We start from the raw sequence: 18,489 nt of genomic DNA, 5'->3' as shown, positions 1-18,489 counted from the left end.
GTCGGCCGGCGGTGGGCGGCCCCCGTCCGGCTGGGTCAGATGTGTGCAATTCGCAAAGATGAGGGAGGTCTCCGCTCGACCCGCATCGCTTCCCGATGCAAGGGTGCCGGGAGTCGGGCCCGTCGGGAGGTCCGTCTGACCGCAGAGGAGCAACAGTGCAACGGAATCGTCTCACCAGCGCCGCCGTGGCCGGTGTCGGCCTGGCCGCCATCGTCGGATCGATGTTCACCAGCGGGGCGGCCGATGCCGCCGTACCGCGGGAGAAGGCGGTCTGCGCCACCCCCAAGGCGGGGCACGCCGCCTGTCACGCCGAGATCCTGGTCAACTCCCAGGGTCAGGCGGTCGACGCGACCGGTGCCAAGCCGCGGGCCTCGACGCCGCCGTCGACGGCGATGACCCCGAGCCAGATCCAGTCGGCCTACAACCTGGACGGGCTGAGCTCGGGGGGCAAGACGGTGGCGATCGTCGACGCGTACGGCTACCCCAACCTCGAGAGCGACCTGGCCACCTTCCGGTCCTACTACGGACTCTCGGACTGTACCGTCGCCGATGGCTGCCTGCGGATCATCAACCAGACCGGCGGGACGACGCTGCCCAAGACCGACGTGGGCTGGGCGGAGGAGCAGGCGCTGGACGTCGATGCCGTCTCGGCGGCCTGCCCGGACTGCAACATCGTGGTGGTGCAGGCGAACAGCGCCTCCTACGCCAACCTCGGCACCGCCGTCGACACGGCGGCCGAGCAGAGTGGCGTGGTGGCGATCTCCAACTCCTACGGCGGCTCGGACGCGGCCGACTCGACCTATGGCTCCTACTACCAGCACCCGGGCATCGCGGTCACCGCCTCGACCGGCGACGACGGATACGAGGGCGGCTCCTACCCGGCGTCGTCCTCCTACGTGACGGCGGTCGGCGGGACCTCGCTGACCGCCTCGAGCAACGACCGGGGCTGGAGCGAGACGGTCTGGGACGGTGCGGGGTCCGGCTGCTCGTCGTACAACACCGCGTTGAGCGCGGCGTCCTCCTTCGACACCGGGTGCAGCAAGCGTGCGATGGCCGACGTCGCCGCGGCGGCGGACCCGGAGGCGGGCGGGCTGGCCGTCTACTACCCGACCTCGGCGAGCGCCTCGACCTGGGGACAGATCGGTGGCACCTCGGAGTCCGCACCGCTGATCGCCGCGGTCTATGCGCTGGGCTCCCAGTCGCTGTCGGGCTACCCGAACGCGCTGCCGTACGAGAACAGCGACAGCCTCTACGACGTCACCAGCGGCAGCAACGGCTCCTGCACGACGTCGCAGTGGTGCACCGCGCGCTCCGGTTGGGACGGCCCGACGGGAGTCGGTACGCCGAACGGGGCCGACGCCTTCTGAGCCGGGCTGCACGCCGAGCCGGGTTGAGACCGGTGCTGCCCCACGGAGGTCAGCCCTGGCGGGCCTTGAGGCGCGGGTTCTGCTTGTTGATGACGTAGATCCGGCCGCGTCGGCGGACGATCTGCGAGCCCGGCTGGTTCTTGAGCGAACGCAGCGAGTTGCGGACCTTCATGGTTCACCTCCTCGTCGGTGCGGTTGTGATGGTCTGGCCCCGAGACCGGTCGTCAGCGTTGGACGCGACCGGTCTCGGGGTCCACCAGGCCGCGCCTGACGGCACGGACGAGTCGTCGAGGGACGTGATGCGTGCGGCCCGCGACGAAGACCGGCACGAGGTCGGGTGCCGTGGTCGCGGCGCTCCAGGCGGAGCGGCGGTGACGGGTGTTGCTGCGGGAGAGTCTGCGTTTCGGGACGGCCATGGGTCCTCCGTAAGTTGTGCCTCGAGGCCGAGGCGGTCGCGGGGTCAGGCGATGTCGCGGATCGGGCCGAGCCAGGGCTCGAACCCGTCCTCGGGCACCGCCCAGTTCGGGGTCTCGACGAGCGCCTCGACCGGGCCGAGCAGCATCGCCTCGAAGGCATCGTGCAGATGGTCCGGTGCGGTGCCGGCGCCGGTGAAGAGGATCCGAGTGCGTGGCGTGACCTCGCTCCAGGGCGCACCGGCCCCGATGCTGAGCTGGCCGCCGGCACCGTCCCAGACCTGGACCACGTCGGGACGCGTCGGCAGCCAGAACGCGCCGCGGGAGCGGTGGCGGCCGCCACCGAGCCTCTCGATGTCGTCGAGCAGCCGGTCGGGGTGGAACGGGCGCGGCGAGTCGAGGACCAGCTGCCACACGCCTCGCTCGCGCCGCTGGGGGAGCCCGTCCATCAGGACCGGAGCGATCCATCGGGCGGTGCGCTCGTGGTCGTGCAGCATGCTGGTCAGGAGGCTCGCGTCGACCTCCTCGCTGCGTGGGACCACGCAGGCGTCCGGGCGCGCGAGCGTGCGGACCAGCTCGGTGCCGACCGGGGACGGCTGGGTCTCGGTCTCGGAGGAGAGGACGACGACATCGGCGTACTCGACCATGGCGCAGGCGACCTCGCCATGGCCGCGGGCGTCGTCGGGGCCGCTGTGACGGCCGCGTTCGCGCAGCAGGTCGTCGCCGAGGAGGTCGTCGACGATGTTCGCGCCGTCGAGGGCGGTGACCACCGCGGCGATGCGCAGGTGACGCTGAAGCCGGCTGTCGCCGGCGACGACGTGGTCGACCTGTACGGCCTCGGCGCCGAGCGGCAGGCAGGCGATGACGGTGTTCCACCGGCCGTCGCGAGCGAGCCGCTCGATGGTGGGCACGATGTCCTCGCGCAGGGCGCAGCCGGTGCAGGCGTGCTCGAGCGGGATCACCTCCTTGTCGAGTACGCCGTCCGCATCGCTCACCACCCGGGTCAGGGTCTGCTCGTCGGGATCGATGACGTGACGCACCGACACCGCGCGGGGCAGGTCCCAGGCCAGCCCGACGAGAACCGAGGCCATGGCATCCGGGTCGACACCGGTGACCAGGACGATCGGGGTCCTCACGCGTTCGCTCCCCTCGTGTCCGAGCTTCGTCCGTAGCGCCGGTGGAAGGCCTCGACCCGACCCTCGACGTCGACCAGGCGCTTGCGCCCGGTCCAGAACGGGTGACTGTCGCTGGTCACCTCCACGTCGATGACCGGGTAGGTCACACCGTCAAGGTCGACGGTCCTCTCGCTGGTCGCCGTCGAGCGGGTCAGGAACAGCCGCCCGGTCGAACTGTCGCGGAAGACCACCGGTCCGTACCCCGGGTGGATGCCCTTCTTCATGCGCGCACTCCTCTGTCATAATGAGACTAGTTACCATTATCTACGAAGGAGACGATGATGTCACGTGTGTGTCAGGTGACGGGACGGGGGCCGGGCTTCGGCAACAACGTGTCGCACTCGCACCGGCGGACGAGGCGCCGGTTCGATGTCAACATCCAGCGCAAGCGGTACTGGGTGCCGAGCGAGGGACGCCATGTCACGCTGCGGGTGAGCGCACGAGGGATCAAGGTGATCGATGCCCGTGGCATCGATGCGGTGGTCGCGGAGCTGCGCGCCAATGGGGTGAGGCTCTGATGGCCGGGCGCGGCAGCGAGCTGCGACCGGTGGTCAAGCTGCGGTCCACGGCGGGGACGGGCTACACCTACGTCACCCGCAAGAACCGTCGCAACGATCCCGACCGGCTCATGCTGAGCAAGTACGACCCCGTCGTACGCCGGCACGTGCCGTTCCGCGAAGAGCGCTGAGGGGAGGGCCGATGGCGAAGAAGAGCAAGATCGCGGCCGAGAGGCGGCGCCGGGCCGTCGTGGAGCGGTACGCCGAGCGTCGGGCCGAGATCAAGGAGCGGATCCGCACCGCGGCGCCGGGGTCCGCCGAGCAGGAGGCAGCGGTACGTGCGCTCTCCCGGCTCCCGCGCGACTCGAGCCCGGTGCGATGGCGCAACCGTGACCAGGTCGACGGCCGCCCGCGCGGCTACCTGCGCAAGGTGGGCGTCTCCCGGATCAGGTTCCGCGAGATGGCGCACCGCGGTGAACTGCCGGGGATCTCGAAGAGCAGTTGGTGAGACGCGGCCGAGACGTGAGACGGGCGCTGAGGCGGCGCTGAGATGACGAGGGCCGGACCCGTGCGGGTCCGGCCCTCGCCGTCGGTCCGGATTGGTCCGGGTTGGTCCGGTCAGCCCTTGGCGACGCGCTCCTTGAAGCTCGTGCCGGGCTTGAACGCCGGGCCGCGCGAGGCGGCGATCGCGATCTCCGCACCGGTCTGCGGGTTGCGGCCCGTGCGGGCGGCGCGATCGCGTGCCTCGAAGGTGCCGAAGCCGGGCAGGGTGACCTTGTCGCCGCCGGCGACCGCGGTGGTGATCGCCTCCAGGGTGGCGCTCACGGCCTCCTGGGCCTGCGCGGCGGTGAGGCCGGTCTGCTGAGCCACGGCACTGGCGAGGTCGGTTCGGTTCATCTGGGTCTCCTCTGTTCGGGTTGGTCGGGCGTGGTTGGACGCCGGCGTACCAGTCATACCAGCCATGGCGGTCACGAACGTCATTCTCCCCCAGATGAGACCGGTTGCCGTTATCGGTGTATCGTCAACCCGACTGAGAGTCGTTATCATTATCGTGAGAGGTGGAAGAGCGTGACGCGTAGTCAAGGGAGCCGGGGGTGGGCCCGACGAGGTCGGGTGGCGGTGGGTGTCGCCGGTGTCGCGGCCGGGGCGCTGGTGCTGGCCGCCTGTGGGTCCAGCGACGACGGCTCGTCGGCAAGCGATGCGAGCAGCGGATCCTCCGGCTCGAGCGCCTCGAGCTCGTCGGTGACGGTGGTGGCCTCGACCGATGTGTGGGGTGACGTGGTGGAACAGGTCGCCGGCGATCTGGCCGGCGGTACGGTGAAGGTCACCTCGATCATCACCGACCCCGACGCCGACCCGCACTCCTACGAGGCCAACACGCAGAACCAGCTCGCGCTGTCGAAGGCCGATCTGGTGGTCGAGAACGGCGGCGGGTACGACGACTTCGTCGACACCATGCTCAAGACCGCCGACAACGACGATGCCACCGTGCTGGACGCGGTGGACATCTCGGGCCACAAGGCTCCCGCGGGCGGCGAGCTCAACGAGCACGTCTGGTACGACTTCCCGACCGTGGAGAAGGTCGCCGACCAGGTGGTCGACGCGCTGTCGAAGGCCGACCCGGCCGATGCCGACACCTTCCAGAGCAACGCGGACACCTTCACCGCGTCGTTGCACAAGCTCGAGCAGACCGAGGCCAAGATCAAGAAGGCCCACCACGGCGAGGGCGCCGCGATCACCGAGCCGGTGCCGCTCTACATGCTCGAGGCCTGCGGCCTGGTCGACAAGACTCCCGGAGACTTCAGCGAGGCCATCGAGGAGGGCACCGACGTCTCGGTCGGCGTGCTCAAGCAGACCCTCGACCTCTTCTCCGAGCACAAGGTGAAGCTGCTGGCCTACAACGAGCAGACCTCGGGCGCCGAGACCGAGCAGGTGCTCAAGGCCGCGAAGGCGGCGGACATTCCGGTGGTGCCGGTGACCGAGACGCTGCCGGACGGCGAGGACTACCTGACCTGGATGCAGGACAACGTGTCGGCGATCCAGTCGGCGCTGGGCTGACCGCGAGTCCAGTGGCAGCAGCACAGAGGCAGCACAGAGGCAGCACGGAAGAGGAGAGCGAGCAGGAATGACGAACGAGGGTGGGGCCGTGCCGGTGCTCCGGCTACGCGAGGCAGCCGTCGCCCACGGTGAGCGGACGCTCTGGTCCGGCCTCGACCTCGATGTCGGTCCCGGCGAGTTCCTCGCCGTGCTCGGCGCGAACGGCTCCGGCAAGACCACCCTGTTACGCGCGGTCCTGGGTCTCCAGCCGCTGCGCCGTGGCACGGTCACCATCGCCGGCCGTCCCGCGCGGCGAGGCAGCAGCCGGATCGGCTACGTCCAGCAGCAACGACGACTCGACCCGCTGATGCCGGTGCGGGCCAAGGACATCGTCCGGATGGGGCTCGACGGCCACCGGTGGGGGATCGGACTGCCCTGGCGGATCCCGTGGGCGCCGGTCGACGCGGCGCTTGCCGAGGTCGGCGCGACCGAGTACGCCGAGATGCCCCTCGGCATCCTCTCCGGCGGCGAGCAGCAACGCGTCCGGGTCGCGCAGGCTCTGGTGACCGACCCGGCGCTGCTGCTGTGCGACGAGCCGCTGCTCTCCCTCGACCTGCACAGCCAGCGCACCATCACCGGCCTGGTCGATCGTCGCCGCCGGGAGCACGGGACCGCTGTCGTCTTCGTGACCCACGAGATCAACCCGGTCCTTCCCTACGTCGACCGGGTCCTCTACCTGGCCGGCAGCCGGTTCCGGGTGGGCACCGTCGAGGAGGTGCTCACCTCCGAGACCCTCAGCGATCTCTACGACGCTCCGATCGAGGTGGTCCGCAGCGGGGGCAGGATCCTGGTGGCCGGCATCCCCGAGTCGCCGGAGAACACCCACCACGCCGGCGCTGCGGTCACCGAGGAACTGGCCTCATGATCCACGCGCTGATCTCCGGCCTCACCTCGAACGTCGGTCCCGACGTCTGGCACCAGATCTTCGACTTCGCCGACTACGGCGAGCTGCTCGGTCTGGTCCGCAACTCGCTCATCGCCGGCGCCGTGCTCGGCCTGGTCGGCGGCCTGGTCAGCACCTTCGTGATGATGCGCGACCTGCCCTTCGCCGTGCACGGGGTCAGCGAGCTCTCCTTCGCCGGCGCCGCGGCCGCCCTGCTCCTCGGGATCGGGGTGGTCGGCGGAGCGATGGTGGGCTCGATCCTGGCGGCGCTGATCATCGGCACGCTGGGCAGCCGGGCCCGGGACCGCAACTCCATCATCGGCGTACTGATGCCCTTCGGACTCGGTCTGGGCGTCCTCTTCCTGGCGCTCTACCAGGGCAGGTCGGCCAACAAGTTCGGCCTGCTCACCGGCCAGATCGTCGCCATCGACACCCCGCAGCTGCGGTGGCTGATCATCACCGCGGTCGTCGTGGTCGCCGGCCTGCTGGTGCTGTGGCGACCGCTGGCCTTCGCCAGCACCGACCCCGAGCTCGCGGCCGCGCGCGGCGTACCCGTCGGGCTGCTCTCGCCGATCTTCATGCTGCTGCTCGGCCTCGCGGTCGCGATCTCGATCCAGATCATCGGGGCACTGCTCGTCCTCAGCGTCATCTGTACCCCGGCGGCCGCCGCCATGCGGGTCACGGCCTCACCACGCAAGGTGCCGCTGCTGAGCATGGCGTTCGGCTTCGTCTCGGTGGTCGGGGGGATCCTGCTCGCCCTGGGCAGCAGCGTTCCGATCAGTCCGTACGTCACCACCATCTCCTTCCTCATCTACCTGGTCTGCCGGACCATCGGCGCCTGGCGGAGCAGCCACGGCTGGTCGCGCGCCCGCGTCCGGGCGATCCCGGCCGCGGTCGGCGTCGGGGAGGCGTGAGAGCGCCGGCGTTCTCAGGCCACGAGGCTAGGTTGACCGGGTGCTCGCCTTCTGGCCCTCCGACGCGGTGTTGGTGGCGACCCAGGCGAGCCTGGTGTGCGGTCCCCGACCGCGTCTGCCGGCCGCGCTGGCCCGGCTGCGTTCCTCGGCGTGGGCGTGGCTGCTGCTGCCGGTCTCGCTCGGCGGCACGATCGCGGTCCTGGCGGTGGCCCCGGGGTTGGGGCTGGGCTATGCCTGGCTCGCGGCCGTCGGCGTACCGCTGATGGCGGCCGTGGCCGCCGGTGCGGCGCTGCCGGACCGCCTGCCCGCCGGGCTGAGGATCACCGTGGCGATCCTCGGGACCGCGGTCCTCCTCGGGCTCGGTTGGGGACTGCGCGGCGAGCTCGTCGGTCAGGCGGCGGCGAGCGCGCTGACGGCGCTGAGTGCCTGCGCCGTCGCCTCCTACCTCGCAGCTCTCGCGCCCGCCCCGCTGCTGAAGGTCGGGCTGGTCGTGATGGCGGCGCTCGACGCCGTCCTGGTCTTCTCCCAGGCGCTGGCCGGCCCCAACGACACGCTCAACGCCGCCTCGCCGGGGGCGGGTCTGCCACACCTGCAGGTGGCCGTCTTCGGATCCGCACTGATCGGGTACGGCGACCTGTTCGTCGCCGCCGTCCTGGGCTGTCTGGTCGCGCCGAGGCGACGGTGGCCGGTCGCCCTGCTGGTGCTGGCCCTCTCGGCCGTCTTCGATCTGCTCTTCCTGGTCGTGGACGAGTTGCCCGCGACCGTGCCGGTCGCGGTCGCGCTACTCCTGGTCGAGGTGTGCCGCCGTCGGTGGGGTCAGCCCGGTCCGCGTGATCCGGGTGCTGTTGGCCACCACGGCCAGCGAGGAGGCGTTGTGCAGGATCGCGGCCAGCACGGGTGAGAGTCCCCCCGCGGCGCTGACCAGGAGTCCGGCGGCGTTGACCGCTATCGACATGGAGTAGTTCTGCCGGATCACCCCGACCGCGGTGCCGCCGAGGTCGCGGAGGTCGAGCAACCGGGTGAGGTCATCGCCGGCCAGCGCCGCGTCCGCGGTCTCGACGGCGACGTCGGTCCCGGAGATCCCCATGGCGATGCCGATGTCGGCGCTGGCCAGCGCCGGGGCGTCGTTGGTGCCGTCGCCGACGACGGCGACCGTGTGACCCTCGGCATGGAGCAGGTCGACGACGCTCTGCTTGTCCTCCGGCATCGCCTGGGCGCGCCACTCCGCGATCCCGAGCTCGGCGGCCACGGCGGCCGCGGTCTCGGGGTGGTCGCCGGTGAGCATCACGATCCGCCTCACCCCGCGGTCGCGGAGGCCGGCGAGCACCGTGCTGGCCTCCGGGCGCGGCGTGTCCCGAAGGCTGAGCAGACCCACCAGCCGCCCATCGACACCGAGGAGCAGCGGGGTCTCCGCGTCGCGCTGCAGCCTGCCCACCCAGGCGCGGGCCTCGTCCGGGACCTCGACCTCCTCGGACTCCAACAGCTCGGGACTGCCGAGCAGCAGCGTGCGGCCGTCGGCCTGGGTGCGCATGCCCAGCCCCAGCAGGACCTCACACTCCTCGTGCGGGGGGATCGCGATGTGGCGCTCCTCGGTGGAGCGGATCACCGCCTGCGCGAGCGGATGGCGTGAGTGGATCTCGGAGCTGGCGGCGTAGGCCAGCACCTGCTCCGGCTGCCAGCGCGGGTCGAAGGAGACGACGTTGGTCACGATCGGGCGGCCGGTCGTCAGGGTGCCGGTCTTGTCGAAGATCACCGCGTCGATCCGCCCGGCGGCTTCGAGGTGGGAGCCGCCCTTGATCAGGATGCCGCGGCGGGCGCCGTTGCCGATCGCCGCGCTGATGGCGGTGGGCGTCGAGAGCCCGACCGCGCACGGGCACGCGACCAGGAGCATCGTCATCGCCCGGCGTACGTCCCGGGTCAGGAGAAGGGTGCCACCGGCGAGCGCGAAGGAGAACGGCACGAACCGCCGGGAGAAGGTCTCGCCGACGGTCTGGATCGGTGCCCGGTCGGCCTGCGCCTCCTCGATCCGGGCGATGATCCGACCGATCGCCGTCTCGGCGCCGACGGCCTCGGCGCGCACCACCAGCCGGCCGCGGACGAGCACCGAGCCGGCGTGCACCCGCTGACCCGGCCCGATGGCCGTCGGCAGCGGCTCACCGGTGAGTGCCGAGGTGTCGAGAAGCCCGTCGCCGCTGACCACCACCCCGTCGACCGGGAGCGCGACGTGCTCGTGGATCACCACCCGGTCGCCGACCTGGAGGCCGGTGACGTCGACCAGGCGTTCGCTGCCGTCCTCGGCCAGCGTCCACGCCTCGGTGTGGGAACCGGTGAGAAGGTCCCGGATGGCGCGCCGCGTCCGCCGCAGGGTGAGGTCCTGGAGGTACTCCCCGATGTTCAGCAGCCACAGCACCGTCAGCGCCACCACGTTCTCCCGGAGCACCAGGCTGGCCACCGTGGCCGCCGACACCAGGGCGTCGGTCCCCGGTGCCCGCCGCCCGGTCAGTGCCCGGAGTGCGCCACGAAGGAAGGGATAGCCGGTGAAGATCGTGACCCCGGTGGCCACCGTCCGAGCGCCCGGCCCCAGGATCGCCGGCCGCCGGGCGACGCCGCGGCGCAGGCCGAGCAGGACCAGGGCCGCACCGCCGACGACCATCCGCGCCAGGTCGCCGGCCGCGACGTCGGCCGAACGGGGCAGTCGGTGCACCGCCGCGCTACTCCCGGTGACGGTGCCTGCGGCGATGGCGACCGCCACCGCCTCTCGGTTCGCTCCCGGGCGGAGCCAGATCACGACCGACCCGGTCCGCGGGAACGCCTGCGAGGTCAGCACTCCGTCCACCTCGTCGAGTGCGTCCTCGATCGCGACCGCTCGCGCCCAGGAGCCCCGTAGCTCGGGCAGGACGTAGCGGACCCGGCCGGCGGCATCCGAGACGGGTGTGCCGACGGTCGTGCTCCTGGTGTGGGTCCGCTTCTCAGTGCTCGTGGTCATGGCCAAGATCGGGTCCCGGCGGGGTGGCCTGCTCGCCGAGGCGGTCCTTGGCCTCAGCGAGGATGTCGGCCGTGACGAGCCGGACGCTCTCGGCGCCGGTCTCGACCGACCGGATGCCGCGCAGCCCCCAGGCGGCGCCGGCGACTGCCGCGCGTCGGGCGAGCTCGGGGCCGGCGATGCGTGTGGCCGCCTCGACCACGCCGACGCCGACGACGCCGGTCGCGACGGTGCCGAGCAGCCTTCTGGCCAGATGGGTGGTTGTCATGGGGGTCCTCTCGACGACGGGTCTTGTTGCAAACAATAACTATTGTCATTTAGCGTAGTGCGCATGGCCCCCTCGAGACGTGTCGCCGGTCGGCAACGGACCCCGAAGAAGCGGCGCTCGCCGCTGACCGAGGCGGGTATCACCTACGTCGACTACAAGGACGTCGGGCTGCTGCGCACCTTCGTCTCCGACCGCGGCAAGATCCGCTCGCGACGAGTCACCGGCCTCACCCCGCAGCAGCAGCGCCGGGTCGCCACCGCCATCAAGAACGCCCGCGAGATGGCCCTGCTGCCCTAGCCGCGGGTGGGCGTGGGTCCTCGCCCGGCAGCCGGTGAGAACAGGCCCTGCGGCCGCCCGGCCGCTCGTCGCTCACCGGAGACACCACCAACGCTCGGTTACCCTGAGGACGTGTCCCAAGAGGCGAAGGTCGCGTTCACCGAGCCGGGCCGCCGGAGCAGCCGGCCCCGGCGACTGGTCCGCGAGGCGCTCCAGGAGGGCGAGGCCTTCGTCAGCGCCCAGCAGGTGTTCGACGATATCCGTGCGGCGGGGGAGAAGGTCGGCCTCTCGACCGTCTACCGCAACCTCCAGGGGATGGCGGAAGCCGGTGAAGTCGACGTACTGCGGACGACCGAGGGCGAGGCGCTCTACCGCAAGTGCGGCGCGAGCCACCACCACCACCTGGTCTGCCGCGAGTGCGGCCGCACCGTCGAGATCGAGGGACCGGCCGTCGAGCGCTGGGCCAACGCCGCGGCACGCACCCACGGCTTCGTCGAGGTGACCCACACCGTCGAGCTCTTCGGCCGGTGTGCCGAGTGCGCGGCTCGAGACCGGGAGTGAGGATACGACCGTCGTGACGGTGACGGTCGTGGCCGAGGATCGAAATGGTCGGCTGCACTGAGTGTCGATCGGTACCCGCATGCGCACGGGCGTCATGCGGACCGTCCTCGCCAGCTTCTCGAGCCGTCAGAGGCGATCGCCGACGAGCCCGGCCTCGTAGGCGAAGACGACCAACTGCGCCCGGTCGCGGGCACCGGTCTTCATCATCGCTCGATTGACATGGGTCTTGGCGGTGGCGGGGCTGATGAAGAGTCGTTCACCGATCTCCTGGTTGGACAGGCCCTGCGCGACCAGCGCGGTGACCTCCGCCTCCCGCTCGGTGAGCGGGTCGACGCCGGGGAGCCGTCCGCGGGGCCGGGGCTCCGGCTGGGTGACCACCCGTGCGATGAGGGCTCTGGTTGCGGTCGGGGAGAGCAATCGCTCGCCATCGGCGATGGTGCGGATCGCGTCGATCAGAGACGCGGGCGGGACGTCCTTGCCGAGGAATCCCGAGGCGCCGGCGCGCAGTGCGGCGACGACCAGGTCGTCGGTCTCGAAGGTGGTCAAGATGAGCACTCGGACGTCGGCCAGCGTGTCGTCCGCGGTGATCAGGCCGGTGGCCTCGACCCCGTCCATGTCGGGCATGCGGATGTCCATGAGCACGACGTCGGGACGTGTCGCTCGGGCCAGGGCGACGGCCTCGCGGCCGGTGGCCGCCTCACCCACCACCTCGAGATCCGGAGTTGCCTCCAGGAGCAGCCGGAAGGTTCCTCGCAACAGCGCCTGGTCGTCGGCGAGCAGGATGCGGATGGTGCTCACCGAGCGGTCTCCTCTCGATCTTCGTCGAGAGAGATCGACGGCGGGGCGGATGCGGTGGCGACCGGCAGGCTTGCCCGCACCTCGAAGAGCTTCTGGTGGCCTGGATCGGCGTCGAGGGTCCCGCCTGCGGCGAGAGCCCGCTCACGCATGCCGATGAGTCCGTGACCGGTTCCCGGGACCAGCGGAGTGATCGGGTGTGCCGGGATCGGGTTGGTGAGGCGCAGGCGCAGTTCGTCCTCGACCCAGTGCATCTCCAGGACCACCGGTTCGCCGGGTGCGTGCTTGGCGGCGTTGGTGAGCGCCTCCTGGACTATCCGGTACGCCGCCAGGTCCGCATGTTGGCCCAGTCGCCGTGGCTCGCCCACGACGACGAGATCGACCGAGGTCCCGGTGTTGCGGAACTTCTGGAGGAGGTCGTCGAGTTGATCCAGGCCCGGGACGGGGAGGAGATCCTCGGGTCCGCCCGTCGTCGCATCGTCGTAGCGCAGCAGGCCGACGGTGGCACGGAGCTCATCGATCGCCTGTCGGGAGTGTCGGGTGATGTCTTGTAACGCCTTGCCGGCCGCTTCGGGATCACTGCGTAGCAGATAGTCGGCGACCGAGGCCTGGGCGTTGACCAGCGTGAGGTTGTGTGCGAGGGCGTCGTGCAGGTCGCGGGCGATGCGTAGCCGCTCGTCGAGGACGGCCTGCCGCTTCTCCTCGGCGATCCGCCGTCCCGCGCGCGCGACTCGGGTCCGACGAGCGTTGCCCACCGCGCCCACGGCGGTGGCGATGATGACGAGGTCGACGGCGACCATGTCGGTGGCGAGCAGGTCCCGGCCGTGGAAGACGAGACCGGAGATGAGGAGGGCTGCCGACGCCGCGCAGGCCGCGGGCCAAGCCGATGACGGCCGCGCGCGGCCGGCGAGCGTGAACGCGGCGATCATCGTCGCGATCGGCACGGGCTGGTAGGCACCCATCGGGTCGCCGGCCCGAGGCAGGTCCATCGCGCCCAGCAAGGCGATGTGACAGCACTCGATGGCGGCGACCGCGGTCAGCGTCGACCGGGGTAGACGGGTTCGCACGACCAGCGGGAGCCAGGCGAGCAGCGTCGCCACCAGGAGGGCGGTCTGGGGAACGGCGAACGTCCCCGTCCGCACCGACGCGGTCACGAGCATCACCAACAGCGTGCCCACCGTGACCAGCCAGTCGACCACCGTGGGACGTCCCGTGATCACCATCGTCGTCCCTCCGTGGTCGAGGTTGTCCCACCGCGTCGCAGTCCGGTGGGACCCATGGTCTCACTCCCATTCCGCGCGGCTGGGTCCGCCGGTCCACGGCGGCTGCGCCGAGAGGGGTGGGGGCCGTACCGCGATCGCGGTAGGTGGATGACCGCGTTGGGCTGACGTCTCGAGGTCGTGTTCACGAAACCGTGGGTGAGTCAGATTCTCCCGCTCGTCTCCCGGAAGGCAGTCACATGTCCGCTCTTGCCCGGTGGTGCTCCCGGCACCGTCTCGTCGTCATCGGAGGGTGGATCGGCGCCGTCGTCGTCCTGGTCGGCCTCGTCGTCGGGATGGGCTCCGACTTCAAGACCGTCGCCGATCTCCCCGACAGCGAGTCGACGCACGCATACACGCTCCTCGACTCGGCCGAGACCGGCGCCGAGGACACCGAGACCGGACGGATCGTCTGGCACGCCACCGGCGAGTCGGTCGACTCGCCCGCGGTTCGTGCCGAGGTTCGCGCGATGCTGAAGAAGATCGCGGTGCTGCCCGACGTGGTCTCCGTGCAGAGTCCGTACGGCGCCGCCGAGTCCGCCCAACTGAGCAGGGACCACGACACCGCCTACGCGAATGTCACGGTGACCGATGACGTCGACGTCGACACGGTGCGTGAGGTCGCCCAGTCGATCGAGAGTGCTCACCTCGACGTCGAGATCGGCGGTCAGGGCTTCACCACCGACCCAGCGGCCGGGGGCATCGCCGAGGCGATCGGCATCCTGGCCGCCCTGGCCATCCTGCTGCTGATGTTCCGCTCGCTGTGGGCCGCGGCTCTCCCGATCCTCACCGGTGTGGCCGGCGTCGTCACCTCGTTGCTCGTCGTCATGGTCGGCTCGCACGTGGTCGACCTGGCCAGCGACTCCATCACCATGGGGTCGCTGATCGGACTCGGGGTCGGCATCGACTATGCGCTGTTCATCGTCAATCGTCATCGCAAGGCGCTGCTGGCCGGCGACTCGGTCGAGGAGGCGATCCGCCGGGCCGAGGACACCTCGGGCCGGGCCGTCATCTTCGCCGGTCTCACCGTCATCGCCGCGTTGGTGGCGATGTATGTGGTCGGCATGAGCGTGTTGACCGGCATGGGCCAGGCAGCTGCCGTCACCGTGGCCTTCACGGTGCTTGCGGCGATCACGCTCCTGCCCGCACTCCTCTCGGTGCTGGGGCTGCGTGTGCTCTCCACGAAGCAGCGCCGGCTCCTGTTGCTCGAGCAGGCGCCCGAGGCAGGTAGGCCCGAGGCAGATACCCGTGCCCAAGACGCCGCGCCGTCGGCCGGTCGGCGTACTCCCGGTGCCGCATGGTCGGCACTGGTCACCCGAGCGCCGAAGCCGATGGTCCTGGTGGCCGTGGTCGTCCTGGCCGCGCTGGCGGTCCCCGTTCTCTCGATGCGCGTGGGCGAGGCCGACGCCAGCAGCGACAAGACCGGTTCGGCCTCCCGGGAGTACTACGAGATGATGAGTCCTGCCTTCGGCAGCGGCATCGATGCGACCCTCGTGCTGGTTGCCACGACCCCGGATACGGCGTCCACGCAGGCGTTCGCGCATCTCGCCGAACAGCTGACCTCGGTCGCCGATGTCGCGGCTGCGACCTCGCCCGCCAGGGTCCGCGACGGTCTCTCGATCGTCCAGGTCACCCCCTCGAGCAGCTCGGGGTCGCAGGCCACCGTGGACCTGGTCGAGCATCTGCGTGAGGACGTGATCCCGGAGGCCGAGTCCGACAACAGCCTGCAGGTGTACGTCGGTGGCACGACGGCCACGAACATCGACATCGCCGACCATCTGATGAGCAAGTTGCCGCTCTACCTCGTGGTCGTCGCCGGGCTCGGCTTCCTGCTGCTCGTGGTGGCCTTCCGCAGCCTTCTGCTCCCGCTGGTGGGGGCTCTCAGCAACCTCGCCACCATCGTGGTCGGCCTGGGGGTGCTGACCGCGATCTTCCAGTGGGGATGGGGCAGCGAGCTGTTGGGCGTCGGCGAGGGCGCACCGATCTCCTACATCGTGCCCGTGATGATCGTCGGCGTCATGTTCGGCCTCTCGATGGACTACCAGGTGTTCTTGGTCAGTCGGATGCATGAGGAGTGGACCCACGGCCGTGACCATGTCCGGTCGATCCGCGTCGGCATCTCCGAGACCGCCAGGGTCATCGCCACCGCCGCCACGATCATGCTGGCCGTCTTCGCCTCCTTCGGCTTCTCCGGCCAACGGATCGTCTCCTGCATCGGCATCGGGCTGGCACTCGCGGTGGTCGTCGATGCCTTCGTCGTCCGGATGGTCCTGGTGCCGGCACTCATGCGGATCATCGGCCCTCGGGTCTGGGCCTACCCGCGCTGGGCCGATCGCATCACCCCGCACGTCTCGGTCGAGGGCCCGGCAGACGGCTCACCCGCGGGTCGGGTGCTCTCGGGGATGTGCACGACCAGGTGCGGCACGGGATGCGAGACGGGCACGAGACGCTCCCTCGGATCGGTTGCGGACGGTGCGGTGTCCGGCAACGTGGTGGCCAGTGCCACCAGCAGCAGTCGGCTCACGCCCGTCGGAGGATTCTCCCGAGCAATCCCGTGCGTGGTGCGTCCGTGTGTCCGGAGCACCACTGGTCGGCCGGGACCATCGCCTTGACGTGGGCGAGGTGTTGTCCGCATCCGGCCCAGGTGGTCTTGTGGCAGGTCTTGCAGCGCACCGGACGACACATGGTGACTCTCTTTCCTGGCGGTGAGGCGTGCTCGTGAGTAGGCGGTGGTGATCAGCCGTGGGAGAAGGTGATGGTCGGCAGGATCCGGCGTAGCCAGCGTGGAGTGGCCCAGGCGGCGCGTCCGGTGAGGCGGAGCATCACCGGCAGGAGGACGAGGCGGATGAGGAAGGCGTCGAGGAGGACGGCCACCCCGAGGATCACGCCCATCTCCTTGGGCGGGAGGGGGCCGGAGAGGGAGAAGGTGAAGAAGATGGCGACCATGACGCCGCCGGCGGCGAAGATGACGCGGCCGGAGTGGGCGAGTGCGCCGACCATGGCCTCGCGGGGGTCGCCGGTCTTCTCGTAGTGCTCCTTGGCGGAGGCGAGCAGGAAGACGGTGTAGTCCATCGCGATGGCGAAGATCATGGCGAAGAAGAACACCGGTGCCCAGGCGTCGAGGAAGCCTTGGGACTCGAAGCCGAAGAGGCCGGAGAGGTGTCCTTCTTGGAAGATGAGCCGGGCCACGCCGAAGGCCGCGCCGGTGGAGAGCAGGCTGGTCACCGTGCCGAGGAAGGCGATGAGTGGTGCCTGCAGGGCGATGAGCAGTAGCAGGAAGCCGAGGCCGAGGACGACCCCGATCACCAGTGGGGTGGAGTCGTCGAGCTGGTGCTTGAGGTCGAGGTTCTCCACCGCGGCGCCGCCGACCAGTGCCGTGGAGGGCAGGTCGGTGCGCAGCCGGTCGACCGTGGCGGCGAGGGCCGGGTCGGAGGGATCGACGGTCGGGACGGCCTGGACGAGGCTGTAGCCCGAGTCGTCGGGCGCCGACTGGGCGGGCAGGACGCCGGCGATGCCCGCGTCCTTGGCGAGGACGGCGGTGACCTGCTTGGCCCGGTCGGTGGGGATGACGATCTGGAGCATGCCGGGCGCACCGTCGCCGAATGCCTTCTGGACCTGGTGATAGCCGACCCGGGCCGAGGCGTCGTCGGGGAGGACCTTGATGGAGGGCATGGCGGTCTTGAGTCCGAGGATCGGCGCAGCCAACGCGACCAGCGCCACCAGCGCGATGGTGCCGAAGACCAGCGGGTGCCGGCCCAGGAGCCGTCCCCAGGCCGCGAACCGGGGTGAGCGGTGCTCCCCGGAGTGGACCCAGCGCAGGGCGAGCTTGTCGATGCGTCTGTCGAGCCTGTGCAGCACCAGGGGCAGCAGGGTGAGCGTGGCGGCGAGGACGAAGACGACGGCCAGCATGATCCCGCCCGCCATCGACCGGAAGGAGGGGGAGGGGACCAGCAGAACCGCGGAGAGGGAGACCAGCACGGTCAGGCCGGAGAGCAGCACGGCCTTGCCGGCGGTGTCCATGGTCTCCGCGATCGCCGTCTCCCTCGTGGAGTCGTCGCCGAAGCGGGCGGCGCGGTAACGCACCACGAGGAAGAGCGCGTAGTCGATCCCCAGCGCGAGGGCGAACATCATCGCGAAGTTCATCGCCCAGATCGAGACCGGGACCAGCTCGTTGATCACCACCAGCGATCCCGCGGAGGCCAGCAGCCCGGCCATGGTCAGGATGAGCGGCAATCCGGCGGCGACCAGTGCGCCGAAGGCGAGCACCAAGATGGCCAAGGTCACCGGCCAGGAGAGCATCTCCGACTTCAGCATCGCGGAGAGGTTGGCCTCGTTGAAGTCCGACCACAGCAGCGAGGAACCGGTCGGACTCACCTGCACCGAGGAGGTCGAGAGATCCTGCAGGTCGTCCTTGAGGTCGGTGGCGGCCTTGACCATCTCGTTGGTGTCGGCCCCGGCGCCGCCGATCAGGATCGCGGTCTGCCCGTCCTTGCTCAGCGTGGTGCCTGCCTGCGGCTGGATCACGCTCGAGATCCGCGGGTCGCGGTTCAGGATCGCGGTGGCCTCGGTGAGCGCGCGGGCGCCCTCGCCGGTGGTGACGGGTCCGTCGGTGCTGTGCACGACGACCTGGATCGCCGAGCTCGCGGTACCGCCGAAGTGGTCCTGTACGAGATCGCGGACCGCGACCGACTCCGAGCCGTTTGCCTGCCACCCCGCCCCGGAGAGGGTCGCTTCCACCCGCGGCGCGAACACGCCCAGGCCGACGATGACGACCGCCCACACCAGCGCGACCAGGCGGGCATGACGGATCACCCACAGCCCGAGACGACCCAGAGGTCCGGCCGCCGCATCGACGGGGACCTTGGCCTGAGGTGGCCCGGGATGGGCGGGCGAGGTCGTGCCTGTCATGGACTCTCCTTCTCGCGCTTTATCCCCCCTGGGGGATATGCGAGACCGTAACAGAACCCCCATGGGGGATACAATCCAGGGTGCCGGAGACTG

General features: G+C 70.5%; 20 protein-coding genes and 1 pseudogene. 11 read left to right on the top strand and 10 right to left on the bottom strand.

Features of this window, described 5'->3' with window-relative positions; genetic code table 11:
• Nucleotides 1-155: 155 nt before the first annotated feature.
• Nucleotides 156-1,367: a S53 family peptidase gene (locus tag QM638_RS15575; RefSeq protein WP_415143259.1), complete on the top strand. Its 1,212-nt coding sequence runs from the start codon at nt 156-158 to the stop codon at nt 1,365-1,367.
• Between the two features lie 49 nt (nt 1,368-1,416).
• Here the strand turns inward: QM638_RS15575 and ykgO are convergent, their stop codons facing one another.
• From ykgO to QM638_RS15555, 4 genes are read right to left on the bottom strand one after another with little or no spacing between them, the layout of a single operon-like run.
• A complete protein-coding gene (gene ykgO / locus QM638_RS15570; RefSeq protein WP_415143257.1) occupies nt 1,417-1,539 on the bottom strand; it encodes a type B 50S ribosomal protein L36 in 123 nt (40 codons plus the stop codon).
• 52 nt (nt 1,540-1,591) lie between these two features.
• On the bottom strand, nt 1,592-1,783 hold the full coding sequence (gene rpmF, locus QM638_RS15565; protein ID WP_415143256.1) for a 50S ribosomal protein L32: 192 nt from the start codon (nt 1,781-1,783) through the stop codon (nt 1,592-1,594).
• A gap of 44 nt (nt 1,784-1,827) precedes the next feature.
• Nucleotides 1,828-2,916, bottom strand: coding sequence for a CobW family GTP-binding protein (locus QM638_RS15560; RefSeq protein WP_415143254.1), 1,089 nt, complete (start codon nt 2,914-2,916; stop codon nt 1,828-1,830).
• Nucleotides 2,913-3,179, bottom strand: coding sequence for a type B 50S ribosomal protein L31 (locus QM638_RS15555; RefSeq protein WP_415143252.1), 267 nt, complete (start codon nt 3,177-3,179; stop codon nt 2,913-2,915). Before QM638_RS15555 ends, QM638_RS15560 begins: the two co-directional genes overlap by 4 nt.
• Nucleotides 3,180-3,236: 57 nt before the next feature.
• On the opposite strand from QM638_RS15555, the gene rpmB reads away from it, so the two are divergent.
• The 3 genes from rpmB to rpsN are packed head-to-tail and all read left to right on the top strand — an operon-like array spanning nt 3,237 to nt 3,960.
• Nucleotides 3,237-3,473, top strand: a complete 237-nt coding sequence (rpmB, locus tag QM638_RS15550; protein ID WP_415143250.1) for a 50S ribosomal protein L28 — start codon at nt 3,237-3,239, stop codon at nt 3,471-3,473.
• Nucleotides 3,473-3,643: a 50S ribosomal protein L33 gene (gene rpmG, locus QM638_RS15545; protein WP_415143248.1), complete on the top strand. Its 171-nt coding sequence runs from the start codon at nt 3,473-3,475 to the stop codon at nt 3,641-3,643. Before rpmB ends, rpmG begins: the two co-directional genes overlap by 1 nt.
• Before the next feature lie 11 nt (nt 3,644-3,654).
• Nucleotides 3,655-3,960, top strand: coding sequence for a 30S ribosomal protein S14 (gene rpsN / locus QM638_RS15540; protein ID WP_415143246.1), 306 nt, complete (start codon nt 3,655-3,657; stop codon nt 3,958-3,960).
• Nucleotides 3,961-4,070: 110 nt separating this feature from the next.
• On the opposite strand, the gene QM638_RS15535 is transcribed toward rpsN, so the two are convergent.
• The gene (locus QM638_RS15535) at nt 4,071-4,349 is read right to left on the bottom strand and encodes an HU family DNA-binding protein (protein WP_415143244.1); all 279 of its coding nucleotides are present in this window, start codon (nt 4,347-4,349) and stop codon (nt 4,071-4,073) included.
• Between the two features lie 216 nt (nt 4,350-4,565).
• Here QM638_RS15535 and QM638_RS15530 point away from each other — a divergent pair, with 216 nt between their 5' ends.
• From QM638_RS15530 to QM638_RS15515, 4 genes are all read left to right on the top strand, one after another.
• A complete protein-coding gene (locus tag QM638_RS15530; RefSeq protein ID WP_415143242.1) occupies nt 4,566-5,510 on the top strand; it encodes a metal ABC transporter solute-binding protein, Zn/Mn family in 945 nt (314 codons plus the stop codon).
• 67 nt (nt 5,511-5,577) lie between these two features.
• Entirely contained in the window at nt 5,578-6,414 is an 837-nt protein-coding gene (locus QM638_RS15525) for a metal ABC transporter ATP-binding protein (RefSeq protein WP_415143240.1), read from the top strand.
• On the top strand, nt 6,411-7,346 hold the full coding sequence (locus tag QM638_RS15520; RefSeq protein ID WP_415143238.1) for a metal ABC transporter permease: 936 nt from the start codon (nt 6,411-6,413) through the stop codon (nt 7,344-7,346). Before QM638_RS15525 ends, QM638_RS15520 begins: the two co-directional genes overlap by 4 nt.
• Before the next feature lie 40 nt (nt 7,347-7,386).
• Nucleotides 7,387-8,247: a hypothetical protein gene (locus tag QM638_RS15515; RefSeq protein ID WP_415143236.1), complete on the top strand. Its 861-nt coding sequence runs from the start codon at nt 7,387-7,389 to the stop codon at nt 8,245-8,247.
• Here QM638_RS15515 and QM638_RS15510 read toward each other — a convergent pair.
• Nucleotides 8,128-10,332, bottom strand: coding sequence for a heavy metal translocating P-type ATPase (locus QM638_RS15510; RefSeq protein ID WP_415143234.1), 2,205 nt, complete (start codon nt 10,330-10,332; stop codon nt 8,128-8,130). The genes QM638_RS15515 and QM638_RS15510 overlap by 120 nt on opposite strands.
• Nucleotides 10,316-10,597 (bottom strand): DUF1490 family protein, encoded by a 282-nt coding sequence (locus QM638_RS15505; protein WP_415143232.1) that lies wholly within the window; start codon nt 10,595-10,597, stop codon nt 10,316-10,318. Before QM638_RS15505 ends, QM638_RS15510 begins: the two co-directional genes overlap by 17 nt.
• A gap of 63 nt (nt 10,598-10,660) precedes the next feature.
• Here QM638_RS15505 and rpsR point away from each other — a divergent pair, with 63 nt between their 5' ends.
• Together rpsR and QM638_RS15495 are read left to right on the top strand one after the other, a co-directional pair.
• On the top strand, nt 10,661-10,894 hold the full coding sequence (rpsR, locus tag QM638_RS15500; RefSeq protein ID WP_415143230.1) for a 30S ribosomal protein S18: 234 nt from the start codon (nt 10,661-10,663) through the stop codon (nt 10,892-10,894).
• 111 nt (nt 10,895-11,005) lie between these two features.
• Nucleotides 11,006-11,434, top strand: coding sequence for a Fur family transcriptional regulator (locus tag QM638_RS15495; RefSeq protein WP_415143228.1), 429 nt, complete (start codon nt 11,006-11,008; stop codon nt 11,432-11,434).
• 126 nt (nt 11,435-11,560) lie between these two features.
• Here the strand turns inward: QM638_RS15495 and QM638_RS15490 are convergent, their stop codons facing one another.
• Complete coding sequence (locus tag QM638_RS15490; protein ID WP_415143226.1) at nt 11,561-12,232, bottom strand: response regulator; 672 nt, start codon at nt 12,230-12,232, stop codon at nt 11,561-11,563.
• Nucleotides 12,229-13,452 (bottom strand): sensor histidine kinase, encoded by a 1,224-nt coding sequence (locus QM638_RS15485; protein ID WP_415143224.1) that lies wholly within the window; start codon nt 13,450-13,452, stop codon nt 12,229-12,231. Before QM638_RS15485 ends, QM638_RS15490 begins: the two co-directional genes overlap by 4 nt.
• A gap of 236 nt (nt 13,453-13,688) precedes the next feature.
• Here QM638_RS15485 and QM638_RS15480 point away from each other — a divergent pair.
• Nucleotides 13,689-15,800 (top strand): annotated as a pseudogene (locus tag QM638_RS15480) (MMPL family transporter); the annotation flags it as partial.
• A 424-nt stretch (nt 15,801-16,224) separates the two neighbouring features.
• Here QM638_RS15480 and QM638_RS15475 read toward each other — a convergent pair.
• Nucleotides 16,225-18,396 (bottom strand): MMPL family transporter, encoded by a 2,172-nt coding sequence (locus QM638_RS15475; RefSeq protein ID WP_415143222.1) that lies wholly within the window; start codon nt 18,394-18,396, stop codon nt 16,225-16,227.
• Between the last annotated feature and the right edge of the window lie 93 nt (nt 18,397-18,489).

The organism is Nocardioides sp., from assembly GCF_047606145.1.
In the GTDB taxonomy this organism is placed as follows: domain Bacteria; phylum Actinomycetota; class Actinomycetes; order Propionibacteriales; family Nocardioidaceae; genus Nocardioides.
The sequence above is the reverse complement of the archived record's forward strand: the minus strand, read 5'-3'. Positions and strand labels throughout refer to the sequence as shown.

Coding starts and splice junctions, on each gene's coding strand:
- ykgO (WP_415143257.1), bottom strand. CDS start 1,539: ATGAAGGTCCGCAACTCGCTGCGTTCGCTCAAGAACCAGCCGGGCTCG.
- rpmF (WP_415143256.1), bottom strand. CDS start 1,783: ATGGCCGTCCCGAAACGCAGACTCTCCCGCAGCAACACCCGTCACCGC.
- QM638_RS15555 (WP_415143252.1), bottom strand. CDS start 3,179: ATGAAGAAGGGCATCCACCCGGGGTACGGACCGGTGGTCTTCCGCGAC.
- rpmB (WP_415143250.1), top strand. CDS start 3,237: ATGTCACGTGTGTGTCAGGTGACGGGACGGGGGCCGGGCTTCGGCAAC.
- rpmG (WP_415143248.1), top strand. CDS start 3,473: ATGGCCGGGCGCGGCAGCGAGCTGCGACCGGTGGTCAAGCTGCGGTCC.
- rpsN (WP_415143246.1), top strand. CDS start 3,655: ATGGCGAAGAAGAGCAAGATCGCGGCCGAGAGGCGGCGCCGGGCCGTC.
- QM638_RS15535 (WP_415143244.1), bottom strand. CDS start 4,349: ATGAACCGAACCGACCTCGCCAGTGCCGTGGCTCAGCAGACCGGCCTC.
- QM638_RS15525 (WP_415143240.1), top strand. CDS start 5,578: ATGACGAACGAGGGTGGGGCCGTGCCGGTGCTCCGGCTACGCGAGGCA.
- QM638_RS15520 (WP_415143238.1), top strand. CDS start 6,411: ATGATCCACGCGCTGATCTCCGGCCTCACCTCGAACGTCGGTCCCGAC.
- QM638_RS15510 (WP_415143234.1), bottom strand. CDS start 10,332: ATGACCACGAGCACTGAGAAGCGGACCCACACCAGGAGCACGACCGTC.
- QM638_RS15505 (WP_415143232.1), bottom strand. CDS start 10,597: ATGACAACCACCCATCTGGCCAGAAGGCTGCTCGGCACCGTCGCGACC.
- rpsR (WP_415143230.1), top strand. CDS start 10,661: ATGGCCCCCTCGAGACGTGTCGCCGGTCGGCAACGGACCCCGAAGAAG.
- QM638_RS15485 (WP_415143224.1), bottom strand. CDS start 13,452: ATGGTGATCACGGGACGTCCCACGGTGGTCGACTGGCTGGTCACGGTG.
- QM638_RS15475 (WP_415143222.1), bottom strand. CDS start 18,396: ATGACAGGCACGACCTCGCCCGCCCATCCCGGGCCACCTCAGGCCAAG.